Below are 21205 nucleotides of genomic sequence, written 5' to 3'. Positions count from 1 at the left end.
CAGGAGCCATGAGCCTCGAATCCGCCCGTCTCGCCGATGCCCGCTGGGCCGAACTGGAATGCCAGGCCGACCTGGACTGGGACCTTGACGCCATCACCAACCGCCGGGAAGCCATCGACTTCCTGCTGCGCTTCGAAAGCCGCCTGTGCGTCTATTCCGGCTACGTGGAAAAGCTCTACAGCAGCTACAGCTTCGTGGTGCCGGAGGAGGCCCACGGCAGGATCACCATCCTGCCCGACGAGCGTGCCTGGCATGACACCTTCCATGACATCCCGCCCGAGGCCGTGCTGCCCACCGGCATCCACATCCTGCCCGGCGAAGTACTGGGGGCTTCCGGTCTCTACCTGAAGATTCCCGGCGGGCACCGCCTGAGCCCGTCCCTGGAGCTGCCGTTCCAGGACGGCCTCAAGTGGCTGCTCCGCCGTTACCAGGAGCGGGGCGAGCCCTTTCTGCCGGTGCTGGCCAAGGGCGATCTGCGCGAGTACGAGTCGCGAATGCCCTCGTTGCACCTGCATCGTATCGACCCGAAGCGCCTGGTGCGCAGCTCCCAGCTGGATATCCAGGCCATCAAGGGCGCGATCGCCGACCACCTGATCGGGCTCTATCGCCGGCGCTGAGCACGGCATTGCCCGCCCGCTGGCTCGAGCATCGGCCGGTTCGACTCCCGCCGTGACTTCTCGTCGTGGCTGGCCGGGCGTCGGGCCTCCGGAACCGGCCGGTACAAGAGGAGCAGGGACGTCGCCATGCGCACGAATCAGCCGCCATCCTGGCCTTTCCGGCCACCGCTTTTCACGCCACAATTCCCTGAATCCGGTGCCGTTGCCACAAGCAGTCCGGTGCCATCAGCCAGAGCCCCGGCCGCACGCACGGTGGGGCCGTGAGGAGCGAAACATGAGCAGCCAAGATCGCGTCATCATCTTCGACACCACCCTGCGGGACGGCGAGCAGAGCCCCGGCGCCTCCATGACCAAGGAAGAGAAGCTGCGTATCGCCAAGGCCCTGGAACGGATGCGGGTGGACGTGATCGAGGCCGGTTTCGCCATCGCCAGCCCCGGCGACTTCGAGGCGGTCAAGGCCATCGCCGACAGCATCAAGGACAGCACCGTCTGCAGCCTCTCCCGGGCAGTGGACGCCGACATCGACCGAGCCGCCGAGGCCCTGGCTGGCGCCAACGCCGCGCGTATCCACACCTTCATCGCCACCAGCCCCATCCACATGCAGTACAAGCTGCGGATGCAGCCCGACCAGGTGGTGGAGCAGGCCGTCCGCGCCGTGAAGCGCGCCCGCAACCTCTGCGATGACGTGGAATTCTCCTGCGAGGATGCCGGCCGCTCCGAGATCGACTTCCTCTGCCGCATCATCGAGGCCGCCATCGATGCCGGCGCCCGCACCATCAACATCCCGGACACCGTCGGCTACGCCATCCCGCACCAGTACGCCGAGACCATCCGGCAGTTGCGAGAGCGCATCCCCAATGCCGACAAGGCCATCTTCTCCGTCCACTGCCACAACGACCTGGGCCTGGCCGTCGCCAACTCCCTGGCCGCGGTCGCCATGGGTGCCCGCCAGGTGGAGTGCACCATCAACGGCCTGGGCGAGCGCGCCGGCAACGCCGCGCTGGAGGAGATCGTCATGGCCATCAAGACCCGCCAGGACGTGCTCGGCGTCTACACCAATATCGACACCCCGCACATCCTCAGCACCTCGCGCATGGTCTCCGGCATCACCGGCTTCCCGGTGCAGCCCAACAAGGCCATCGTCGGCGCCAACGCCTTTGCCCACGAATCCGGCATCCACCAGGACGGCGTGCTCAAGCACCGCGAAACCTACGAGATCATGTCCGCCCAGTCCGTCGGCTGGCACACCAACAAGATGGTGCTCGGCAAGCACTCCGGGCGTAACGCCTTCCGCACCCGCCTGGACGAATTGGGCATCTCCCTGGCCAGCGAGGCGGATCTGAACGCCGCCTTCGCCCGCTTCAAGGAGCTGGCCGACAAGAAGCACGAGATCTTCGACGAAGACCTCCAGGCCCTGGTTTCCGACACCCTCGGTGAAGAAGCCCCGGAACACTTCAAGCTGGTTTACCTGGAAGTCGCTTCCAAGACCGGCGAGATCCCGCAGGCCAAGCTGGTGCTGTCCATCGATGGCCAGGAGCAGGAAGCCTCCGCCCAGGGCTCCGGCCCGGTGGACGCCACCTTCAAGGCCATCGAGAACCTGGCCCTGTCCGAGGCCAGCTTGCAGCTCTACTCGGTCAACGCCATCACCCAGGGCACCGACTCCCAGGGTGAAGTCACCGTCCGCCTCGAAAAAGCTGGACGAATCGTCAACGGAAACGGCGCAGATACCGATATAGTGGTCGCCTCCGCAAAGGCCTACCTCAATGCGCTGAACCTGATGCAGGCCGGCGTGCGCAAGGCCCACCCACAGGTTGCTGACGTTTGATAGCTGAACACCGTCGTCGCGCGTATCTCGATGCCATGCAGGTAGCCACCTGGCTGCCTCGCATGGACTTGCCCTTCGCCGCGCCTTCCCGTCCCGAACTGCTCGCTCCTCTCCCCGTGGAGGAACTGGAAGACACTCCGACCGTCGCCGCGCCCAGTGCGGCCGTGGCCAGTACCGCCGCCCCCGCTGCCGCCCCTGCGGACGCCAACCCGACCGCCTCCCTGCGCGCCCGCATCGAGGTGCCCCGCCCTGGTAGTGCGCCGCGTCTGGCCGTGCAGCCCGAGGCCGAGCCGGAAGCCGAACCCGTCCAGGCCAAGGTTGAGCTGGTGCCGCCACCGCGCTTCTCCCTGCAACTGCTGCGCGCCGGCAGCTGCCTGCTGCTGGTGGAACTGCCCACCGGCGAACCGTTCCAGAGTCGCGACCCGGCCTACCTGCTGTTGAAGGACCTGCTGCGTGCCGCCGGCCTGCCCGACAGTCCGCAGATACTCGGCGAGCCTGTGCGCTGGCCGTTGCTGGCCGGTGGCAGCCTGGACCAGGGCCCCGACGCGGCCCGCGACTTCCTCCAGGGCTTCGTCGGCGCGCGTCTGGAAGAATCGGGCGCCTGCGCCTGCCTCTGGCTGGTGGGGCTGCCGGCGGTGCGCTTCGCTGGTGAAGCCGATGCTGGCGCCTACAACCGCGAACTCCAGGTCGAAGGCCTGGGTGCCGCTTGGGCGCTGCCCGGGCTGGAACTCCTGATGGACGAGCCCGAACGCAAGGGCGAGCTCTGGCATGCCATGCGCCGCGTGATGCGCCGCTGGAAGAACGCTGAATGACCGACGCCGTATCCTTCCGCCCCATGACCGAGGCGGACCTCGACACCGTACTGAAAATCGAATACGCCGCCTTCAGCCACCCCTGGACCCGCGGCATCTTCATCGACAGCCTCAAATCCTACGACTGCTGGCTCATGTTCGAGGGCAGCCAGCAGGTCGGCCATGGCGTCATCAACGTCATCGTCGGCGAGGCCCATCTGCTCAACATCACCGTCAAGCCTGAAAGCCAGGGGCGTGGCCTCGGCCTGCGCCTCCTGGAGCACCTGATGAGCCGCGCCCGGCAGCTCGACGCCAGCGAGTGCTTCCTCGAAGTACGGGCCAGCAACCAGAGTGCCTACCGGCTCTACGAACGGTACGGCTTCAACGAGATCGGCCGGCGCCGCGATTACTACCCCGCCGTGGGCGGGCGTGAAGACGCCCTGGTCATGGCCTGCACCCTGGTGGATTGAGCGCCGACGGCCATTGCCAAAGATTCCGGTGCTCCGCTATGGTGCGCCGGCCGACGAGGAGGGGACCATGAGCGACCTGAAACAGCTGTTAGAGAACAACGCCCGCTGGGCCGAGGACATCAAGCGACGCGACCCCGACTTCTTCGCCAAGCTGGCCAAGCAGCAAGTGCCGGAGTATCTCTGGATCGGCTGTTCCGACGCTCGGGTTCCGGCCAACGAGATCGTCGGCATGCTCCCTGGTGACCTCTTCGTTCACCGCAATGTCGCCAACGTCGTGCTGCACACGGACCTCAATTGCCTGTCGGTGGTCCAGTACGCCGTGGACGTCCTCAAGGTGAAGCACATCCTCGTCACCGGCCACTACGGCTGTGGTGGCGTGCGCGCCTCCATGCGTGACACCCAGTACGGCCTGATCGACGGCTGGCTGCGCTCCATCCGCGACCTCTATTACGAACATCGCGAGCACCTCGCCAGTTTCGCCACCGAGGACGCACGGGTCGATCGGCTCTGCGAGCTCAACGTCATCCAGCAGGTCGCCAACGTCAGCCACACCACCATCGTCCAGAACGCCTGGCACCGTGGACAGAGCCTCTCCGTCCATGGCTGCATCTACGGCATCAAGGACGGCATCTGGAAAGACCTCAACGTCACCGTCAGCGGCATGGACCAACTGCCACCGCAGTACCGCCTGCGTCCGCCGGGAAACAACTGAAGCATGACGCAAGGTACAGGCCCGGGCGCCGTTGGGCTGGCCTGGGCCGGCCTCCTTCTGGCCAGTCTTTTCTGGGCGGGGAATGCCTTGGTCGCTCGCGCCTTCCACGACGCGATTCCACCTTTCACACTTTCATTCTGGCGCTGGACCCTGGCCCTGGCGATCCTCCTGCCCTTCGTCGCCCGTCCCATGTGGCAGCATCGCGCCCAGCTGCGTCAGGCCGGCTGGCGCCTGCTGCTGGTGGCCACCCTGGGCATCTGCAACTTCAGTGTGCTGCTCTACTTCGCCGCCCGCACCACCGTGGCCATCAACCTCACCCTGCTCAACACCTGCCTGCCCCTGGCCACTTTCATCGGCGCCGGCATCCTGCTCAACGAATGGCCCAAGCGCCGCGCCTGGCTGGGCATGATCGTCGCCACGGTCGGCCTGCTGGTGCTCATCGCACAGGGGAGCGGGGCCCAATTGATGGCGCTGACCTTCAACCCCGGCGACCTCATCATGCTGGCGGCCGTCATCGACTGGGCGCTCTATACATTGTTGCTGCGCCGCTGGAGCGCCTATTTCCAGCTGCCGCCCCTGGTACTGCTGGGCGCCATGATCGTCTGCGGCGTTACCCTGCTGCTGCCCGGCTACCTGCTGGAGCTAGCCAGCGGCCAGCATTTCGAGCCGACTGTGGATAACTTCGCCGCCATCGGCTACACCGGCGTCGCCGCCTCTCTGTTGGCCTATCTGTTGTGGAACCACGGCATCCGCGTGCTGGGCGTGGCCAAGGCCGTACTCACCAACTACCTGATGCCCGTGTTCACCGCGCTGTTGGGTTACCTGCTGTTGGGAGAGGGCCTCCAGGCCTACCATTGGTTGGGAGGGGCAATGATCTTCGCCGGCCTGCTGCTGGCGACGCGCCCGTCATTGAGGTGAGCATATGCACAGGCTGGTGGTGATACCCGGGGACGGCATTGGTCGCGAAGTGGTGCCGGTGGCCGTCGAAATCCTCGAGGCCCTGCTCCCCGGGTTGCAGACCCGGGAAGCCGACGCTGGGTGGGACTGCTTCCAGCGTCAGGGCTGCGCCGTACCAGAGGCCACCTTCGACGCCCTGCGCGAATGTGGCGCCGGCTTGTTCGGTGCAGTTTCCTCTCCCAGCCATCGGGTGCCCGGCTACCGCAGCGCCATCCTCCAGTTGCGCCAGGGGCTGCGTCTGGGCACCAGCCTGCGGCCGGTACGCAGCTGGCCCAGCCTCTCCTCCCGTCCGGGCGTCGACCTCATCATCCTTCGGGAAAACAGTGAAGGTCTCTACAGCGGCCGGGAGCACCTGGAAGCAGAAGGCGTCGCCATCGCTGAACGGGTCGTCACCCGCGAAGCCTGCCTGGCGCTGGCCCACCGCGCCCAGGACGTCGCCAAGGCGCGGCATGCACGGCGAATCACCCTGGTCCACAAGGCTAACGTCCTGCCCCTCACCTGCGGGCTGTTCCGCGATACCTGCCGGGAGGTGCTGGAAGGCGAAGGCTGGGCCTCCGAGCTGGACGAACGCCTGGTGGACGTCGCCGCCCTGCAACTGGTGGAACAACCCGAGGCGTTCGACCTGATCGTCACCACCAATCTCTTCGGCGACATCCTCCCCGACCTCGCCTGCCACTGGAGTGGCGGCCTTGGGCTGGCGCCCTCCCTCAATTGGGGCGAAGGCATCGCCCTGGCCGAACCCGTTCACGGCAGCGCCCCCGACATCGTCGGCAGCGGCAGAGCCAACCCCCTCGGTGCCATCCTCAGCACCGCCCTGTTGTTGCGCTACCACTGGCAGGAACCTGTCCTGGCCCAGCGCCTGGAGGGGGCTGTGGAAAGCTTCCTGTGGGAGGAGGGCAGGGCCGACTTCGGTTTCGAGACCACCCGCGTCGTCGGCCAGGGCATCCTCGCCGCGCTGTAGGCGGTCGCGCCGCGGACGAAGTGCGCACAAAAGAAACCCCGCCGAAGCGGGGTTCAGGATTCAAGCGTTGACTGGCAGGAGTGGGGCCTTCTCCACCACCACCAGCATTCTTCTGGGGGCTCGGAGTTCCAGCATGACCCGGCCCTGCTCGATGGGGCCGAAGACCAGTTCGATGCCTTCCGACTTCAACATGTCCATCAACACTGATTCGCTGACTCCTTCCAGCACCCTCAGTGTCACTACGTCACCCTCCCTGCGTTCGCCAACATGGATCTGCATGGGGATTTCCTCGCGTCGATGACCGCGCAAGGGGACCATGAAGTGGGAACCCGGGTCCATGTGGCGAAGGTACTTTCAGACTTTTCCTATTTGGTGGCGGGATGATTGGTAGTAAGCCGTCTCGTTCGCCTTCTGGGGGAGGAGAAACGTGCCTCGCTGTCGGACGGTCATCATCGGTCCACACGCCTCCAAGCCATTTCCTCCGTCACATTCAGGCGTGAAGAACGACTGGTTCGGGCAGTGTTCCTGGACCTGCTCCGCTCGGGCGCCTGGAAAGGTCCCTTCCCACTTCTACCTGAATCGTCGTCCGGGCTGGGCTCATTCATTCGCGGGATGTTCGCCTCACTGGGAGGCCTTGACCTGACAGCGACTGGACACGCCATGGGCACTGATGTCACCGCTGTGCGGCCAGCCACATCAGGAGCGAGCACCACGACCTGGAGAAAGGACTTGAGAGACTTCCTGCTGCTGTTCATCCCTACACTCGCATTCACCCTCCATGCTTACCGTGACTACCGCGCCGCCGCAGGCGATCGCCCCCACGCCATTTTGCTCTGGATCGAACGCGGCCTGTTCACCGTGGCGGTAGTGGAACTGGTGCTGCTGGCGATAGCGCTGGTGTGAAACGCGCAGGGGAGGGGGAAATGACAGTACGGTACGCCTTCGTCAACCACGACATGATGAGGGACATCCTCGTCCTGCAGGGGATCCTCGGGCACTCGTCGATCAACATGACCATGCGCTATGCGCACCTTTCGCCTGACCACTTGGAGTCGGCTTTGCGTCTGTCTCCGCTGGCGCAGAGCGGGCATGTAGCCGTATGATTTCAGTGATTGCAATGATTTCACTGGAGGTGCTTATGGCCAGCATCACGATTCGCAACCTGGATGACGATCTGAAAGCGCGGCTTCGTGTCGTGGCGGCCAGTCATGGCCGTTCGATGGAGGAAGAGGTGAGGGTGATCCTTGCTGAAGCGCTTTCGCGGCAGGATAAGCCCAGCGCTATGGGCTCCCGTATTCATAGCCGCTTTGCGGCTGTGGGTGGCGCTGATGTCGAACTCCCCGCCCGCAAGACCAAGGCTCGTGCAGCGGACTTTGATGAATGATCTTGCTCGACACCAACGTACTGTCCGAGTTGATGCGTGCGAAGCCTGACCCGAATGTCATCGCTTGGGTGGACGCTCAGAGAAGCAGTGACCTGATCATCTCCTCCATCACCGTCGCGGAGATCCTCTACGGAATTGCGAGGATGCCTGACGGCAAGCGTAAGGACGCGCTGTACGCAGTCGCTACTGCCATGTTCGAAGAGGACTTCGCAGGCAATATCCTGGCCTTCGATGCCGACGCGGCTGTGCACTACGCGGATCTGGTCGCGGCAAGTGAGGGGAGGGGGAAAATAGCCGACATGGCAGATGGGCAGATCGCTGCGATTGCCCGGCTTCATGGAGCCAGGATCGCTACTCGAAACGTCCGTCACTTTGAGGAATTTGGCGTTCCCTTGGTAAATCCTTGGGAAAGTTGAGCAGGAAAGGTCTTGGTAGGCAGGGTGTAGTCACTACCCCAGAAAGCAAAAAGGGCTAGCTTGCGCTGGCGCAGAGTGGGCATGAGATTCCCAAAACCGCCCGAGCCGGATGCCGTCGTGAGTTGCTGACCTGCAGCGATGAAGTCTAGACTTGTACAGTAAATTGAACATGAGGAATTCGGGATGCGAGTAGTCAACTTCACCGATGCCCGCAACAACCTGAAGAAAGTCATCGATGACGTTGTTGATGATTCTGACTTCACCATCATTTCGCGCCGCGATGCGCCGGACGCCGTGCTGCTGTCCCTGGATAGCTTCAACAGCCTGATGGAGACCGTGCATCTCCTGAAGTCCCCGGCTAACGCCGCTCACCTGGCCCGATCGCTGGCCCAGATGGAGGCTGACAATACCGTTGTGCGGGATCTGGTCCTGGACGAAGAACAGGCGACCCGCTGATGACGAGTCGTCTTGTCTGGTCGCTCGAAGCGTGGGCCGACTATGAGTATTGGCAGAGCCAGGACAAGAAGACGCTGAAGCGTATCAACCTGCTCATCAAGGATTGCTGCCGGAGCCCATTTGAAGGGATCGGAAAACCGGAGCCCTTGAAAGAGAACCTGTCGGGATGGTGGTCAAGGCGAATCGATGACACCAATCGCTTGGTCTATCGACAGGCGGGGGAGGCGTTGGAGATTCTTTCGTGCCGCTATCACTATTGATTGGCATCTGGGGTGTTGAGAGGGGGCTGTAGTCTGCGGCGTAGTCTGTTTGTAGTCTGCCGCCCAAAACAAAAAAGGGTTAGCTTTCGCTAACCCTTTGATTTGTATGGTGGCTACACCGGGACTTGAACCTGGGACATCAGCATTATGAATCAACTGCAAGGCCACCCATTCCGACCCGAACGCCCATGATTCGCGGCCTGCAGCCCGGTCCCAACCTCACAAAACCACAGCTTTTCCGAAAAAGCCCCCAATGTAGTCACCCGTATTTCGCCGGCCTTTCTGCCAATGGCAGCCCCTCAAAGGAGGTTCACATGGCCTTTCCGGTTCTGGCTGATCTTGCCATCTCCCTCACCGACTTCAAGCGTGACCCAATCGGCGCCGTCCGCAAAGGGCAGGGTGAAACGGTCCTGGTCCTCGATGACGATCAACCGGCCTTCTATGCCGTTCCGCCTGCGCAGTACCTGGCCCTGTTGGAACGGATCGATGACCTGCAACTGTCCGAACTGGTCCGCCATCGCCAGGGGGAGCCGGTCGTGGCTGTGGATATCGATGATCTGATCAAGGAAGCAGCCGAAACCAGCGGCTGAGGCTCGCCAGCGGTTGAACTGATTAGGTTCAGGCCACATGGTTCATTGCGTCGGCCAAGGCTGCGCTTTTCCATCTGGGGGGAGTATTGTGTATGTACGTAAGTAAATACAGGTCGTCTCATGCGCTTTGAATGGGACGAAGACAAGAACCAGGCCAACATCCGCAAGCACGGGATCGACTTCAATGACGTGCCGGATATGTTTCAGCACCCACGGGTGGTTTTGCGCGATGACCGTACCGATTACGGCGAAGAGCGCTGGATCAGCCTGGGGTGGATCAAGGCGCTGGTAGGCGTGGTCGTATACACCGAGCGGCGGGGTGACGTGATCCGCATTATCTCTGCCCGAAAAGCCACCAAGCAGGAGGCCAAACGCTATGTCGAAAGCATCGAAAACTGATTGGGATCGTCTCGCCAAGCTGGATGACAAGGATATCGACACCACCGATATCCCCGAACTCGACGAAGACTTCTTCCGCCGTGCGGAACTGCGTGTTCCGGTGAAGCAGGCCGTCACCATCCGTCTGGATGCCGACGTGCTGGAATGGTTCAAGGGGCAGGGCGCCGGCTACCAGACCCGGATCAACCAACTGCTACGCCAGTACATGCAGGCTCAGCAGAGTCAGAACTCTCGGCGCTGAACAATCCCGCATGGCATTTGGAGATTGTTGATAGTGGTCGATCACTACCAGGTCTTTTCTCTAAACCCGTCCATGCACTCCTTCACGTCATCATCAATGACGTTCCCAGGCTTGATGCACTCCTTCATCGTCTTCCTTGTACCTCTGTTAGCCTCTCGCTCGGCCTGCTCTCGGCGTTGCAGGTTGCTGCGAGCCGCGTCCCCCAAGGGGCCGTCTGTGCCGGCAAAGAACTCATTTACGGTTTGGTCAACTGCCTCGCCAAACCTCTTGGCGTAGGGCTGGATGGCTTCTGCCGCCTCGGTGGCCAGGGGCTTGGATTCGGCTGCGAGCGATTCCTGAGCGACAGCTGCAAGGCCGACAAGCAGAAAGAGGATGGATAAGGCTTTCACCAGGACCGCTCCTTGGTTCAGTGGAGGCATGCTGGCGCGGGTCCAGCTAGCCCAAAGTCGTTACGGATGGCTATTTACGAAGGGCAACGTACCGCGCTAGCCTCGCCCCATGGCCTTGTGCCACGTATGGATACCACGAGAGCGCAAGGAATGGCACGTCGTCGCAAAACTTCCCCGTTTGAAGATCTCATCTCCCTCGCGGCGCTGCTGCCCTGGTGGGCCAGCCTGCTGATTGCCTTGGTGTCGTGGTTCCTGCTGCATGGCTTTGCCACCAGCGCCCCGCCTGCCATGACCCACCCCAGCCAGTTTTCCACAGCCATGACGGGGACTGTTCTCCGTAGCCTCGCCCTGGTGGGGCAGTACGTTGTTCCCTTCATATTCGTGTGTGGTGCTATCGGCTCGATCGCTGGCAGGGCCAAGCGCAAGAAGCTTATCGACGACGTGGCTACCGCCACTCAGCCCGGCAAGACGGTTGATGGCATTAGCTGGCGCGAGTTTGAGCAGCTGGTGGGCGAAGCATTCCGGCGCAAGGGCTTCACCGTTGTCGAGAAGGGCGGCAGCGGGCCGGATGGCGGTATTGACCTGGTCCTGCACCTGGGCACGGACAAGTACCTGGTCCAGTGCAAACAATGGAAGGCCATCAAGGTAGGCGTCACCGTTATCCGCGAGTTCTTTGGCGTAATGGCGGCCGAAGGTGCGGCGGGTGGCTTTGTGGTGACCTCGGGTACTTACACCGAAGAGGCCAAGGCATTCGCCCAGGGGCGCAATATCCAGTTGGTGGACGGCAATTTGCTCAAGCGCTGGATTGCCAACCGATCCGGCCCGGAGCAACCCGCCAAAGCCACCCCGCAACCTGAAAGGCCACTTGCTCAGCCTGCCGTTCCCTCCTGCCCGGTCTGCAACGCTTCAATGGTGATTCGCACTGCCAAGCGTGGGCTGAACCTGGGTAATCAGTTCTGGGGCTGTACCAAGTTCCCGGCTTGCAAAGGTGTACGCCAGTTGGAGGAGGCCCCGGTATGAGTGAAGCCAAGTTCTACAAATGGGAATACAGAAGGCGTACTTGGTCCTTTAGCCTTAGCTCCATTGCCGTTGTGCTAATGACTGGAGCGTTTCTTGCTACTCATCGAAGCATGGGGACTAACATCAACGACATTGAGGTCCTGGTCGTTGGGGGAGTTGCTTTTCTGATCTATTTGTTCAAGCGTGTTATCTGGCTATGCCCGGCATGCGGGCATGGCTTTGAGATGGGTGATTATGATCAGGCAATTAGATGCTCCATCTTGGATAGCTGTCCGATTTTCAAGGATTTGCTGTAAGGGGGTTATCTTTTTATGTGGTAAGTGTTTTTGAGGTGATAGTATCTCATTTTGAAGTTGCTTTGTTTTTTTTGCTTTTAGATTTGTGAGGGCTCATGGAAAAGATTGAAGTCATAGATTTTTTGACAATTAAAAATGCTGAGTTTGAAATCAGAAAAATAAATATTATCATAGGGCCTCAAGCAAAGGGTAAGAGTGTTATTGCGAAATTGCTTTATTTTTTTAAGAGCACTTTTGCTGAGCAGTACATTCGTTCGATTGAGAGTTTTGGTTCGAAGAGGGATTTGGATAAGAGTTGTGTTGCTCAGTTTGAGCAGATTTTTCCTAAGTATACTTGGGGGCAAAAAAGCTTCTACATAAGATATTCTTGTGGGGATTATTGGCTGTCGCTTGAAGGTAAGCTAACGGCTAGAAGTCATGTTCTTAAGTTTGATTATTGCAAGAAAATAATCGATTTTCATCGTAGGCTTAAAGCATGCTACAAGGATGCTTTGATTGAATATGATGAAAAGGTGAGGGGGAATCATTCTGGGAAGAGAATCAATAGCAGGGATCAGGTTTTCTATGAGTCGGTAATAGATAAAATTCAGTCCTCTACTTTTGGGACTTGTTTTCAACGGAGTATTTTTGTTCCGGCTACACGGTCTTTTTTTGCAAACCTCCAAAAGAACGTATTTTCTTTCCTTGCTAGTAATATTGAAATTGATCCATTTATTAAGGAGTTTGGGGCAAGGTATGAAAGTTGTAAGAGGTTTTATGGTAATAACCATATTTATGGAAATAAGGTAAGTGACGACTATAGGAAGAAGGTCGACCGTCTGACCAGGGATATTGCTTCAGGTGAATATTTATATGAAGAGGAGAAGGATTGGATTCAAAGTGACGGAAGAAAGACAAACTTGGCGAACGCTTCATCGGGACAGCAGGAGTCTATTCCTATGCTATTGGTGCTTTCTGTTTGGCCAACCCTGCTAGGGAAAGATCGACTAGGTACCTTTATAATCGAAGAGCCTGAGGCCCATCTTTTTCCTGTTTCTCAGAAGCATATTGCGACTCTTGTTGCAATTATTCATAGGTATTTTGGTCATAAGTTTTTTATTACAACTCATAGCCCTTATATTCTGACTGCTATAAATAATTTGATCGCTGCGGGTGACGCTTTCTCGATTGTTGATGAGGGGTCTTCTAAAGAGAGGGAGTTGCTTAAGGTTGCTGATAAAATGGAGACTCTGTCATTTGAGGATGTGTCCGCTTATACAATTCAAGATGGTGAGTTGATTGATATAGTTGATAAGGAGAGTCGGCTGATAGGGGCAAGTGTGCTGGATGAGGTTTCTGACTCTTTTGATCGTAGCTTTGACAGTATTGCTCAAATTCTATATGGGGAGTAAGTATGAGCTTTGGAGCGTGCGCTAATAAAACAAATAGCCCTCTTGTTACGGCTGCTGCCCATGGTAGACAATTAGTTATTCGGAATGTAAAGGGGAAAATTATCTCCAAAGTTGAGGTTGATGGGTGTGTTGTGACTGATAATTCGCCGCGTTGTGATTACCTGTTTGAGATAGATGCGCCAATGAAAAAGGTTATCTATCTTGAACTGAAAGGCAAAGATGTTGAAAAGGCGTATTCTCAGTTGTGTGCAACTATGGATAGATTTTCTGTGCGGCATGCTGGTTTAATTAAGGACTGTCATATTGTTGCGTCGAGAGTGCCGAAATCCGGGCCTAAGACCCAGGTTTTAAAGGTTAGAATGTTGAAGGATTACGGTGCTAGGTTGTTTGTTAATACTACCAGGCATCAGGTTGACGAGTAGTGTTATAGTTTTGGATGGCTCATGTTATTCAGCGTTGGGCCATCTTTATCTGGTTTTTAGTTTTTGGCTCATGGCATACTGAAAACTATCTTTTTTTAATTGACGATTTTCCGTGCTCTGACCGTCAAAGCCTCTATGGGGCTTGTCATATTCTGGTCTCGCCTTTCTTTGGCTGAAATAAACCATCAACGATATTTCGGAAATACGTCAACAAGAATCAAATGTATCCGCTCCATAAACCCCGTCTTCCTTTGACGAGTTGCCGTGATCAGGATGCGTTTGTCGGTGGGCAGTTCCACGGCAGCAGGGCTTCGAAGTCTTCGATGCTATTGGCCAACGGCAGGCGTTCGAGGATGTAGCGCAGCCAGGCATAGGGCTCCTGCCCGTTGGCCTTGGCGGTTTCGATCAGGCTGTAGATCTGCGCGCTGGCCGTAGCGCCTTTGGGCGTGTCGCTGAACAGCCAGTTCTTGCGCCCGATGACGAACGGGCGGATGGCGTTCTCCGCGCGGTTGTTGTCGATGGGCAGATGTCCGCCTTCGACATAGCGCACGAGCCGGCTCCAGTTGCTGGCCAGGTAGTTCACCGCCTTGCCCAGGGCGTTCTGCGCGGCGACCTGCGGCTGAGTCTTGTCCAGCCAGGCCTTGAGTTGATCGAGCAGTGGCTGACTACGTTGCTGACGAGCTACGAGGCGTTCGCTGTCGTTAGCCTCCTTCAGGTCGCGCTCGATGCCGTAGAGCTTGTTGATCAGGTTCAAGGCCATGTCGGCACGCCCGATCTTGCCCTTGGGCTGCACCTTCTGCGCGTCGATGAACTTGCGCCGGGCATGGGCCCAGCAGGCCAGACGCTCGATCCCCGTTTGCGCGGCCACGGCGTTGTAGCCGGCATAGTCGTCGGTCATCAGGTAGCCGCTGAAGCCTTCGAGCAGGTGCAACGGCACGTCCTGCGCACGGCTGGTGCTGTAGTCGAACAGGACGACAGGTTTCTCCGGCGGGCCGCCGCTCTGCACCCACATCCAGGACTGCGCCGTGGGATCGCGCCCGGGCTCATGCAGTACCTGGAGCCGGGTTTCGTCGCAGTGCAGCACCGGGTAGCCCAGCAACTGGTCGCGCATCAGGTTGAGCAAGGGTTGTAGCTGTTCGCCGGACTGGATCACCCAGCGCGCCAGGGTCTGGCGGGGGATGTCGATGCCGTGGCGGCTGAGCATCTTCTCGAAACGATACAGCGGGATGCCATCGGCGTACTTGGTGGTCAGCAGCATGGCCAGCACGCTGGGACTGGCCAGGCTTTTCTCAATCAGTTGCGCCGGTTTGTCAGCGGTGACCGGGGCGGTTTCGCAGGCCTTGCAGGCATAGGTCTTGCGGATATGGCGAATGACCCGCACCTGCATCGGGATGATTTCCAGCTGCTCGCTGGTTTCCTCGCCGATCACCTGTTTGCAGGCGCCGCAGGTACAGGTGCGCTCGTACTCAGGCAGCTCGTGGATGACATCCACGCGCGGCAAGTTAGCCGGAAGAGGCTTGCGCTTGCCACGTCGCTTCACGGGGGCGACGACTTCTTCGGCCTCGGCTTCACTCGATCCGCCAGCAGGCTCTTCGAGCAACTCCTCAGCCTCGTTGAACATGGCCAGCTGCGGGGAGTCGGCATCCTCGGGACTGCGCTCGGACTTTGGCGAGAACAGTTTGTGGCGCAGCAGAGCAACCTGCTCTTGGAGTTGCGCCACCTTTCCGTGCGCCAACAGCAGCATCTGCTTGAGCAGAACGGGGTCGTCGGGAAGGGAGTCAGCGCCGGATTTCATGGCGCCGGATTATACCGGCTCAGCTTACAAAACGTGGGGTCAGCACTTTGTGTGGCTGGTTCCCCCAGAGGTCGAAACCTGCCAACAACTGATTCAGTTCCCGCACCGTCAACACGATGGGTTCCTCCGCATCGGGCTTGGTCTTGAAGCGCTCAGCCTGCAAACGCTTGAGCCACAGGCAGAAACCGTTGCGTTCCCAGTAGAGGATCTTCACCCGATTGCGCGTCTTGTTGAGGAAGACGAACAACACCGGATCGAACACGGCCACCTTGATATCCAACTCCACCAAGGCCGCCAGACCATCAATGGATTTCCGGAAGTCGACCGGCTTTGGATAGAGGTAGACGGCTTTGACCTTGGCGTCCGGACGCATCATGACGGGGCTCCACTGGAAAAACGGGAGCCCAGCATCCGCAAGCGGTCAGTTCAAATGAAGGTGGGGTTTGTGGAGCGCTTACAATCAAATTATAATCGGCTCCAAGTCTTGCGCGTCTTCGCTTAATGTTTTACCCGCGCACATGCTCAGTACTTCCTGTCTTTTAGAGTTCGGTAATGCTGGCTAGATTTAACAGTTTTAAGCCGCGCTTTGTTACTCCTTTGCTAGTAATTCTCCCTGCGCCAAAGTTTCTCAGTCTAGTCTTGTGTCATTCTGTTGGGCGTACCAACTCCTAGTCGATTCCTTGGTGATCGCTATCCCGCGCTCTGATTGGACAAGTTTCGATGGGCCTCGTCGTATTCTGGGCTTGTTTGGCCTTTCTCAGGCATTACTTCTCCAGAGATAAGCCACCAGCGATATTGTGGAAAAACTGCCACAAGAATACCGATCTCATCGGCTCCAAGTCTTGCGCGTCCGCGCTTAATATTTTGCCAGCGTACATATCCGGTGCTCCCCGCCTTTGAAAGCTCGGTAATGCTGGCTAGATTTAACAGTCTTAAGCCACGCTTTGTTACTCCTTTGCTCATGATTCTCCCTGTGCCAAAGCTTCTCAGTTGAGTCTTGTTCCATTCAGTCGGGCGTACCAACGCTTAGCCACTTCTTTAGTGATCGCTATCCCGCGCTCTGATTGGTCAAGTTTCGGTGGGCCTCATCGTATTCGGGGCTTCGATGGCCATTCTCAGGTTCAATTCTTCCTGAAATTAGCCACAAGGCATAGTGGGGATAAGTGTCAGCAAGAATTCCTACTTCTTCTGTACTGATCCTGATTTTGCCGCCGCTGATATTTCTCCAGCGCTCGTAGTTTTTTCCACCGAGCTCGCTTAAATACTTGGGTCCTACAGCGCGAATCAACTGAAGTGCCCGTTTTCTTACAGCATCCATAGAATTTTCTCTGAAAGAGTAAGCTTTACTCATTCATTCTGCTGGCTTAGATTCAGTTTCAGAGTATTGATTACTCTGAATTGCTTAAATTTGTCTGATCCGATTATAGGGACTTTGTATGGAACAGTCTGGAGTAGTGGGGCTCACCCCCGAAGGGGGACCCGAACGCATCACCGATTTCCGCAGCGCGCCGTTCTGCACCCAGCTCGTCCTGGCCGAGATGCTGGGCATCCAGGACATCACAGAGGACGTGGTACGGGGCTGGGTCGAGACCCACACCATCCCCACCGTCAAGATCGGACGCCGCCGCATCATCAACCTCCACCGCATCCGCAAGGACCTGGACCGGGGCAAGACGGTCTTCTGCCAGGGGGACTACGCCGATGAATAGCCAAGTCTCCACCCAACTGGCCCGGCTGCTGTGCAACGTCCGCTACAGCCCCCACGGCGTAAAGCTCGGCCACTTCATGCACTTCGCCGGCTACCTCGACGGCCTGCGGGACCTCCAGGGCGTGGACGCCGATGCCATCACGCGGCTCGACAAGCTCGCCCTCAACGCCTTCATCCAGAGCCACGGACGGCGCCGCGAGGTGGAGGCATGAGCCATGCAACCGACTTATCCACACCTCACCCACGCCGCCAACTGCGACTGCTCTGTCTGCTGGTCCCGTCGCGAACTGGCGGCCACCGCACCCTCCCGGTCCACTCCCTGCGAGCACTGCCGCCCCGCGCGGATATCCAGGGTCGCTGGACGCTGGGTCTGCCAACCGGCCTCGTACTGCGAGAAACACAGGCCCGCCCGCCGCGCGCCGACGTACTGGCACGTTGTGTACGACAGCGGACCGCCCACGCCCTACGTGCCCATCTACGAGCCCTTCGACTGGGAGCCCTGAGCCATGACTAAGCGCCCCTCCGCCCTGGTGGCCTGCGAGTTCTCCGGCCGCGTCCGCGACGCCCTGACCCGCGCGGGCTTCTACGCGGTGAGCTGCGATCTGCTGCCTTCGGAAACCGAGGGCAAGCACATCCAGGGCGACGTGCGTGAACTGCTCGACCTGGGCTGGGACCTGATGGTGGCCCACCCGCCCTACGCCGACCTTGCCGTGGCCGGTGCCCGCCACTTCGCCGCCAAGGTCGCCGACGGCCGCCAGGGCAGGGCGCTGGGCTTCGTCCGCACCCTGCTGGATGCCCCCATCCGCTTCAAGGCCCTGGAGGCGCCCCGCTCGGTGATCTCCAGCCGGATCCGCAAGCCCGACCAGATCGTCCAGCCCTGGATGTTCGGCCACGGCGAGCGCAGGGAAATCCACCTCTGGCTCCACAACCTGCCGTTGCTGCAGCCCACCCGGCTCGTCGAAGGCCGCGCCCGCCCCAGCTATTCCGCCACCGGCCCCGAGCCCTGGAAGAACCGCAGCCGCACCTACCCGGGCCTCGCCCACGCCATGGCCGACCAGTGGGGCGGCTACGTCCTCGCCCAACTCACCGGCCCGACCCCGCCGCCCACCCTGGAGGCCTGAGCCATGACCGACGCCCAGTTCATCGCCTGCATCCTGGTCCTGATCGCCCTCCTGAGCCTCCGGCTGGCCAAGGCCCTCGGACTCTTCCCCCGCCCCCACACCGGACGTCCCCCGGTCCAGGGCCGCCGCACCGGCTTGTCCGAACACGCTTCACCGTTCGGTCAAACGGAGCGCCGGGCGAAGCGCACCCTCGACCGCCCTCCACCCTGAAACAGCCTCGGCTGGGGAGAGAGGGGCAGCTCCACCGCCCCGCGCTCCCGAGCCCTCGGCGGCAAGAGCGGGATGACAAGGGCAGCGCCCTTGGTGTTTGAAGCCTGACCGGCCACCCCGCAGCCCGACCGACGCACCCAGGCACCACCAGCAGCCACCGACACAACGGCCAACCACGGGTCGAGGGACCCTTCACGCCCAAGAAAGTCGATCCGGCTGATAACCGACCGCGCACAAGGCGCACATGAAAGAGGAACACACCATGTTCGACATCCCGACCGCTAAGGCCACCCTTGAAGTCCTGGTCGTCCAGACCGACTGGTACGCCAAGAAAGACACCGGCGAAGTCTTTGCCAGCCTGCAAGGCTTCTCCCCCATCCCCGCCGGCTCCAAGGAACGGCCCAACGCACGCGGCTTTGAATTCACCGGCTACGCCTGCGACCCCGCAATCCTGGAAGAGATCGACTTCGCCCGGGGCCCGGTGAAGATGAAATTCGAAACCGCCGTCCGCCCCACCCGCGACCAGTTCGGCCGGATCGAGAACAAGCAGGTGATTGTGTCGGTGGTTCGCGATGAGCCTGCGCCGCGCCATAGCGCGTCCCGCCAGTCCTCCACCCAGACCGCCGCGCCGGCCGTTCCCACAGCCGACTCCAGCAAAGGCGCCTGAGGCGCTGCCCCCAGGTCACCAAAGGGAGGACACCCACGTGGGAACGATCAACGCTCTGCTCTCCCAGATCACCCTCGGTGACCTGTGGGCACTCAACTTCATAACCGGGGTGCTGCAGATCATGGCCCTCGGACTCATCCACGGACACCAGAGGTAACCGGCATGGCACTCACATGGGGGCAGTACCTGGTTATCGCGGGGTTCATGGTAGGGGCCCTCGGGGTCGGCATCGCCTGGGGCCAGTTCCGGCTCGGCTGGAAAGAAATCATCGATGCCTCATCCGCATAAGGAGAACCTTTATGCATCAGCAATCCATCCACGCGCCTTCCGGCGCCGTCACCGTGCAGAACGGTACCCGTGTCGGTAAAGCACGGGGCATCAAGCATGCCGTCCTGCTCGCCGTCCTCTCCGCCAGCCTCAGCGCCGGCATGGCCAACGCGGGCATCGAGATCCCGCCGGAGCTGATCCAGGTCTTCAAAGATCTGGCCATCGCCTTCGGTGCCTTGATGGCAGCAGGCGCCGTGCTGTTCGGTGTCATCCGTGGCGGCGTGGCCCTGTTCAAGCTGGCGGGCCGCATCTTCTCCGCCGCTGGCGCCTAAGCAGGGTGCGGATAGATGCGTACGACTATCCGCCTGCTGGTTGCCCTCACGCTGATGGCGTGGGGGCAATTGGCGCTCGCCCAGGACTTTTACTGGATTACCAGCTCAAACAAGAACCCCGGACCATTTCCCAGCTCGGTAGCGGCCTGCAAGGCGATGGAAAGCTCCGTCACCTTCAACAAATCCATCAGCTACAACACGGGTGGCACCCAGGTCACGGGTACCTGCACCATGTGCTATTTCAGCAACCCCAAGAGTTGCTGGGGCAGCACTGTTATTCGAAAAGGCAAGCAGTGCCCCGCTGGCACTCAACTTGATTCGGCCGGTATCAACTGTGAGCGAACCAGCGACTGCTCCCACACCGTCGGCAAAGAGATCCTCAAGGCCCAGACCTGCCAGTACAACACCGCCCTCAAGCTCGCCGTCTGCGACGACCAGATTGCCTTCGAAGGCTGCAAGTACACCTCGGGTGGCAAGAAGTCCTGCGTCGCGCTCCTGGAGAGCGGGACCTACCAATGCACCGGCACCTTCTACGGCTCCGGCGAATCCAACGGCGAAGCCCCGGATAGCTGCAGCGGCGACGACTGTTCACAGCCCAGGCCTGACGACCCCAAGTCCAACTGCGTTTCCGCCAATGGCGTAGAAACCTGCATTGACCCCAGGAACCCCGGGTGCGGGTCCGTCAATGGCGTCGAGGGCTGCTTCCAGGAGAAGCCCGGCTGCGGCTACTTCAACGGCGTGTACCGCTGCATGGAGGCCGAGAAGCCCAACCGCAACTGCGGCTACTTCAATGGCAAGCAGGTCTGCTACGACCCCAAGGACCCCACCCGACAGATCCCCGAGTCTTCGCCTGACCACCCCAGCAACGGCGGCAACGCGGACGGCAACGACAGCAACGACCCCCTGGATCCGCGTGTGGCCGCCGCGGATGGCCGCAATCCCCAGGGTGCCCGCGAAGGCGCCACCAACGAGGCCATCGACCAGCTCGGCGACCGCATCGACCAGACCAACTCCCTGCTCGGCGATATCCAGGGCCAGCTCGGCCAACTGCTCGATGGCCTGTTCGGCGAAGACTTCGACGGCTCCGGTACCGGCTCGGATGGCGACGCCGAAGGAGCGGGGAAGGGCGCGGGCGATTCACTGGCCGGTGAGATCGGCAAGCAGACCGAACGGATCCTCGGTGAGCGCGAAGCCGAGGTCGATACCGCCCTCAAATCCCTGGCCAACAAAGTGGCCAATGACTGGTTCGGCATCGACGGCAGCAAGGTCGGGCTCAACAACGTCCTGGAGCGGATGCTGCCCTCGGCCATGGGCTGCACCGACTACACCATCGCCCTTCGCCTGGACAAATACGCCGCCAACATCGTGCTTCCGGTGTGCGAGCTGACCCGCCTCAAGCCGCTGCTGGAGTACGTCATCTGGATCGTCACCGCCGTGGGCCTCTGGAGGATCTTCTACGCCGGCCTGCGCCGTGACGATGCCAAGGCCGCCAGGGGAGGCTTCTGACC

Annotated in this window: 33 protein-coding genes and 1 pseudogene; 28 read left to right on the top strand and 6 right to left on the bottom strand. The window is 60.1% G+C overall.

Annotation, left to right across the window (positions count from 1 at the left end; translation table 11 throughout):
- Positions 1–8 precede the first annotated feature (8 nt).
- The 7 genes from KF707C_RS24415 to KF707C_RS24385 all read left to right on the top strand — a co-directional run bounded on the left by KF707C_RS24415 (position 9) and on the right by KF707C_RS24385 (position 6333).
- Complete coding sequence (locus KF707C_RS24415; protein WP_036994330.1) at positions 9–617, top strand: hypothetical protein; 609 nt, start codon at positions 9–11, stop codon at positions 615–617.
- Between the two features lie 274 nt (positions 618–891).
- Positions 892–2442: a 2-isopropylmalate synthase gene (locus KF707C_RS24410; RefSeq protein WP_004422821.1), complete on the top strand. Its 1551-nt coding sequence runs from the start codon at positions 892–894 to the stop codon at positions 2440–2442.
- Positions 2439–3254, top strand: a complete 816-nt coding sequence (locus KF707C_RS24405; RefSeq protein ID WP_036994328.1) for a hypothetical protein — start codon at positions 2439–2441, stop codon at positions 3252–3254. Before KF707C_RS24410 ends, KF707C_RS24405 begins: the two co-directional genes overlap by 4 nt.
- On the top strand, positions 3251–3703 hold the full coding sequence (rimI, locus tag KF707C_RS24400; RefSeq protein WP_004422817.1) for a ribosomal protein S18-alanine N-acetyltransferase: 453 nt from the start codon (positions 3251–3253) through the stop codon (positions 3701–3703). The genes KF707C_RS24405 and rimI overlap by 4 nt, the downstream gene beginning before the upstream one ends.
- A gap of 67 nt (positions 3704–3770) precedes the next feature.
- Positions 3771–4415, top strand: coding sequence for a carbonate dehydratase (can, locus tag KF707C_RS24395; protein ID WP_004422815.1), 645 nt, complete (start codon positions 3771–3773; stop codon positions 4413–4415).
- A 3-nt stretch (positions 4416–4418) separates the two neighbouring features.
- Positions 4419–5333, top strand: a complete 915-nt coding sequence (locus KF707C_RS24390) for a DMT family transporter (protein WP_036994327.1) — start codon at positions 4419–4421, stop codon at positions 5331–5333.
- A gap of 4 nt (positions 5334–5337) precedes the next feature.
- Complete coding sequence (locus tag KF707C_RS24385; protein WP_004422810.1) at positions 5338–6333, top strand: isocitrate/isopropylmalate dehydrogenase family protein; 996 nt, start codon at positions 5338–5340, stop codon at positions 6331–6333.
- 60 nt (positions 6334–6393) lie between these two features.
- Here the strand turns inward: KF707C_RS24385 and KF707C_RS24380 are convergent, their stop codons facing one another.
- A complete protein-coding gene (locus tag KF707C_RS24380; RefSeq protein ID WP_036994319.1) occupies positions 6394–6612 on the bottom strand; it encodes a hypothetical protein in 219 nt (72 codons plus the stop codon).
- A 450-nt stretch (positions 6613–7062) separates the two neighbouring features.
- On the opposite strand from KF707C_RS24380, the gene KF707C_RS29380 reads away from it, so the two are divergent.
- The 9 genes and pseudogenes from KF707C_RS29380 to KF707C_RS24340 all read left to right on the top strand — a co-directional run bounded on the left by KF707C_RS29380 (position 7063) and on the right by KF707C_RS24340 (position 10079).
- The gene (locus tag KF707C_RS29380) at positions 7063–7236 is read left to right on the top strand and encodes a hypothetical protein (protein ID WP_004422807.1); all 174 of its coding nucleotides are present in this window, start codon (positions 7063–7065) and stop codon (positions 7234–7236) included.
- Between the two features lie 44 nt (positions 7237–7280).
- Positions 7281–7436 (top strand): annotated as a pseudogene (locus KF707C_RS24375) (phage integrase); the annotation flags it as partial.
- A gap of 35 nt (positions 7437–7471) precedes the next feature.
- Positions 7472–7717 carry a FitA-like ribbon-helix-helix domain-containing protein gene (locus KF707C_RS24370; RefSeq protein ID WP_036994317.1) on the top strand — a complete coding sequence of 82 codons (246 nt, stop codon included), beginning with the start codon at positions 7472–7474 and terminating at the stop codon, positions 7715–7717.
- Positions 7714–8133, top strand: a complete 420-nt coding sequence (locus tag KF707C_RS24365) for a type II toxin-antitoxin system VapC family toxin (RefSeq protein WP_036994315.1) — start codon at positions 7714–7716, stop codon at positions 8131–8133. The genes KF707C_RS24370 and KF707C_RS24365 overlap by 4 nt, the downstream gene beginning before the upstream one ends.
- Positions 8134–8316: 183 nt before the next feature.
- The gene (locus tag KF707C_RS24360) at positions 8317–8589 is read left to right on the top strand and encodes a type II toxin-antitoxin system Phd/YefM family antitoxin (protein ID WP_004422802.1); all 273 of its coding nucleotides are present in this window, start codon (positions 8317–8319) and stop codon (positions 8587–8589) included.
- On the top strand, positions 8589–8849 hold the full coding sequence (locus KF707C_RS24355; protein ID WP_004422800.1) for a Txe/YoeB family addiction module toxin: 261 nt from the start codon (positions 8589–8591) through the stop codon (positions 8847–8849). Before KF707C_RS24360 ends, KF707C_RS24355 begins: the two co-directional genes overlap by 1 nt.
- A gap of 314 nt (positions 8850–9163) precedes the next feature.
- Positions 9164–9439, top strand: a complete 276-nt coding sequence (locus KF707C_RS24350) for a hypothetical protein (protein ID WP_004422799.1) — start codon at positions 9164–9166, stop codon at positions 9437–9439.
- A gap of 120 nt (positions 9440–9559) precedes the next feature.
- Positions 9560–9838 carry a BrnT family toxin gene (locus KF707C_RS24345; protein ID WP_004422797.1) on the top strand — a complete coding sequence of 93 codons (279 nt, stop codon included), beginning with the start codon at positions 9560–9562 and terminating at the stop codon, positions 9836–9838.
- Positions 9816–10079: a BrnA antitoxin family protein gene (locus KF707C_RS24340; protein ID WP_004422795.1), complete on the top strand. Its 264-nt coding sequence runs from the start codon at positions 9816–9818 to the stop codon at positions 10077–10079. Before KF707C_RS24345 ends, KF707C_RS24340 begins: the two co-directional genes overlap by 23 nt.
- A gap of 44 nt (positions 10080–10123) precedes the next feature.
- Here KF707C_RS24340 and KF707C_RS24335 read toward each other — a convergent pair whose 3' ends face one another.
- On the bottom strand, positions 10124–10468 hold the full coding sequence (locus KF707C_RS24335; RefSeq protein ID WP_036994313.1) for a hypothetical protein: 345 nt from the start codon (positions 10466–10468) through the stop codon (positions 10124–10126).
- 150 nt (positions 10469–10618) lie between these two features.
- Here KF707C_RS24335 and KF707C_RS24330 point away from each other — a divergent pair, with 150 nt between their 5' ends.
- The 4 genes from KF707C_RS24330 to KF707C_RS29215 all read left to right on the top strand — a co-directional run bounded on the left by KF707C_RS24330 (position 10619) and on the right by KF707C_RS29215 (position 13597).
- On the top strand, positions 10619–11488 hold the full coding sequence (locus KF707C_RS24330; RefSeq protein WP_004422790.1) for a restriction endonuclease: 870 nt from the start codon (positions 10619–10621) through the stop codon (positions 11486–11488).
- The gene (locus tag KF707C_RS24325; protein ID WP_036994308.1) at positions 11485–11784 is read left to right on the top strand and encodes a hypothetical protein; all 300 of its coding nucleotides are present in this window, start codon (positions 11485–11487) and stop codon (positions 11782–11784) included. Before KF707C_RS24330 ends, KF707C_RS24325 begins: the two co-directional genes overlap by 4 nt.
- A 95-nt stretch (positions 11785–11879) precedes the next feature.
- Complete coding sequence (locus tag KF707C_RS24320) at positions 11880–13175, top strand: AAA family ATPase (RefSeq protein WP_069776297.1); 1296 nt, start codon at positions 11880–11882, stop codon at positions 13173–13175.
- 2 nt (positions 13176–13177) lie between these two features.
- Entirely contained in the window at positions 13178–13597 is a 420-nt protein-coding gene (locus tag KF707C_RS29215) for a hypothetical protein (protein WP_131679701.1), read from the top strand.
- 268 nt (positions 13598–13865) lie between these two features.
- Here the strand turns inward: KF707C_RS29215 and tnpC are convergent, their stop codons facing one another.
- From tnpC to KF707C_RS24300, 4 genes are all read right to left on the bottom strand, one after another.
- Positions 13866–15392, bottom strand: coding sequence for an IS66 family transposase (gene tnpC / locus KF707C_RS24315; protein ID WP_003449169.1), 1527 nt, complete (start codon positions 15390–15392; stop codon positions 13866–13868).
- A 19-nt stretch (positions 15393–15411) separates the two neighbouring features.
- The gene (tnpB, locus tag KF707C_RS24310) at positions 15412–15768 is read right to left on the bottom strand and encodes an IS66 family insertion sequence element accessory protein TnpB (RefSeq protein ID WP_003449170.1); all 357 of its coding nucleotides are present in this window, start codon (positions 15766–15768) and stop codon (positions 15412–15414) included.
- 314 nt (positions 15769–16082) lie between these two features.
- Complete coding sequence (locus tag KF707C_RS24305) at positions 16083–16355, bottom strand: DNA-binding protein (protein ID WP_081608146.1); 273 nt, start codon at positions 16353–16355, stop codon at positions 16083–16085.
- An 85-nt stretch (positions 16356–16440) separates the two neighbouring features.
- Positions 16441–16743, bottom strand: coding sequence for a DNA-binding protein (locus KF707C_RS24300; protein ID WP_231992291.1), 303 nt, complete (start codon positions 16741–16743; stop codon positions 16441–16443).
- Positions 16744–16828: 85 nt separating this feature from the next.
- Between KF707C_RS24300 and KF707C_RS24295 the strand changes: the two genes are divergently transcribed.
- The 8 genes from KF707C_RS24295 to KF707C_RS24260 all read left to right on the top strand — a co-directional run bounded on the left by KF707C_RS24295 (position 16829) and on the right by KF707C_RS24260 (position 21203).
- The gene (locus KF707C_RS24295) at positions 16829–17101 is read left to right on the top strand and encodes a MerR family transcriptional regulator (protein WP_036994306.1); all 273 of its coding nucleotides are present in this window, start codon (positions 16829–16831) and stop codon (positions 17099–17101) included.
- Entirely contained in the window at positions 17094–17312 is a 219-nt protein-coding gene (locus KF707C_RS24290) for a hypothetical protein (protein WP_004422788.1), read from the top strand. The genes KF707C_RS24295 and KF707C_RS24290 overlap by 8 nt, the downstream gene beginning before the upstream one ends.
- Positions 17313–17315: 3 nt before the next feature.
- Positions 17316–17603, top strand: a complete 288-nt coding sequence (gene pflM / locus KF707C_RS24285; protein WP_081608144.1) for a lysogeny maintenance protein PflM — start codon at positions 17316–17318, stop codon at positions 17601–17603.
- Positions 17604–17606: 3 nt separating this feature from the next.
- Complete coding sequence (locus KF707C_RS24280) at positions 17607–18221, top strand: hypothetical protein (protein ID WP_004422787.1); 615 nt, start codon at positions 17607–17609, stop codon at positions 18219–18221.
- A 3-nt stretch (positions 18222–18224) separates the two neighbouring features.
- Positions 18225–18431, top strand: coding sequence for a hypothetical protein (locus KF707C_RS24275; RefSeq protein WP_004422786.1), 207 nt, complete (start codon positions 18225–18227; stop codon positions 18429–18431).
- 262 nt (positions 18432–18693) lie between these two features.
- A complete protein-coding gene (locus KF707C_RS24270; RefSeq protein WP_003456805.1) occupies positions 18694–19098 on the top strand; it encodes a hypothetical protein in 405 nt (134 codons plus the stop codon).
- 299 nt (positions 19099–19397) lie between these two features.
- Positions 19398–19697 carry a hypothetical protein gene (locus tag KF707C_RS24265; protein WP_003456801.1) on the top strand — a complete coding sequence of 100 codons (300 nt, stop codon included), beginning with the start codon at positions 19398–19400 and terminating at the stop codon, positions 19695–19697.
- 15 nt (positions 19698–19712) lie between these two features.
- A complete protein-coding gene (locus KF707C_RS24260) occupies positions 19713–21203 on the top strand; it encodes a hypothetical protein (protein WP_131679700.1) in 1491 nt (496 codons plus the stop codon).
- The last annotated feature ends 2 nt before the right edge of the window (positions 21204–21205 follow it).

Source organism: Pseudomonas furukawaii, assembly GCF_002355475.1.
In the GTDB taxonomy this organism is placed as follows: Bacteria; Pseudomonadota; Gammaproteobacteria; order Pseudomonadales; family Pseudomonadaceae; genus Metapseudomonas; species Metapseudomonas furukawaii.
The sequence above is the reverse complement of the archived record's forward strand: the minus strand, read 5'-3'. Positions and strand labels throughout refer to the sequence as shown.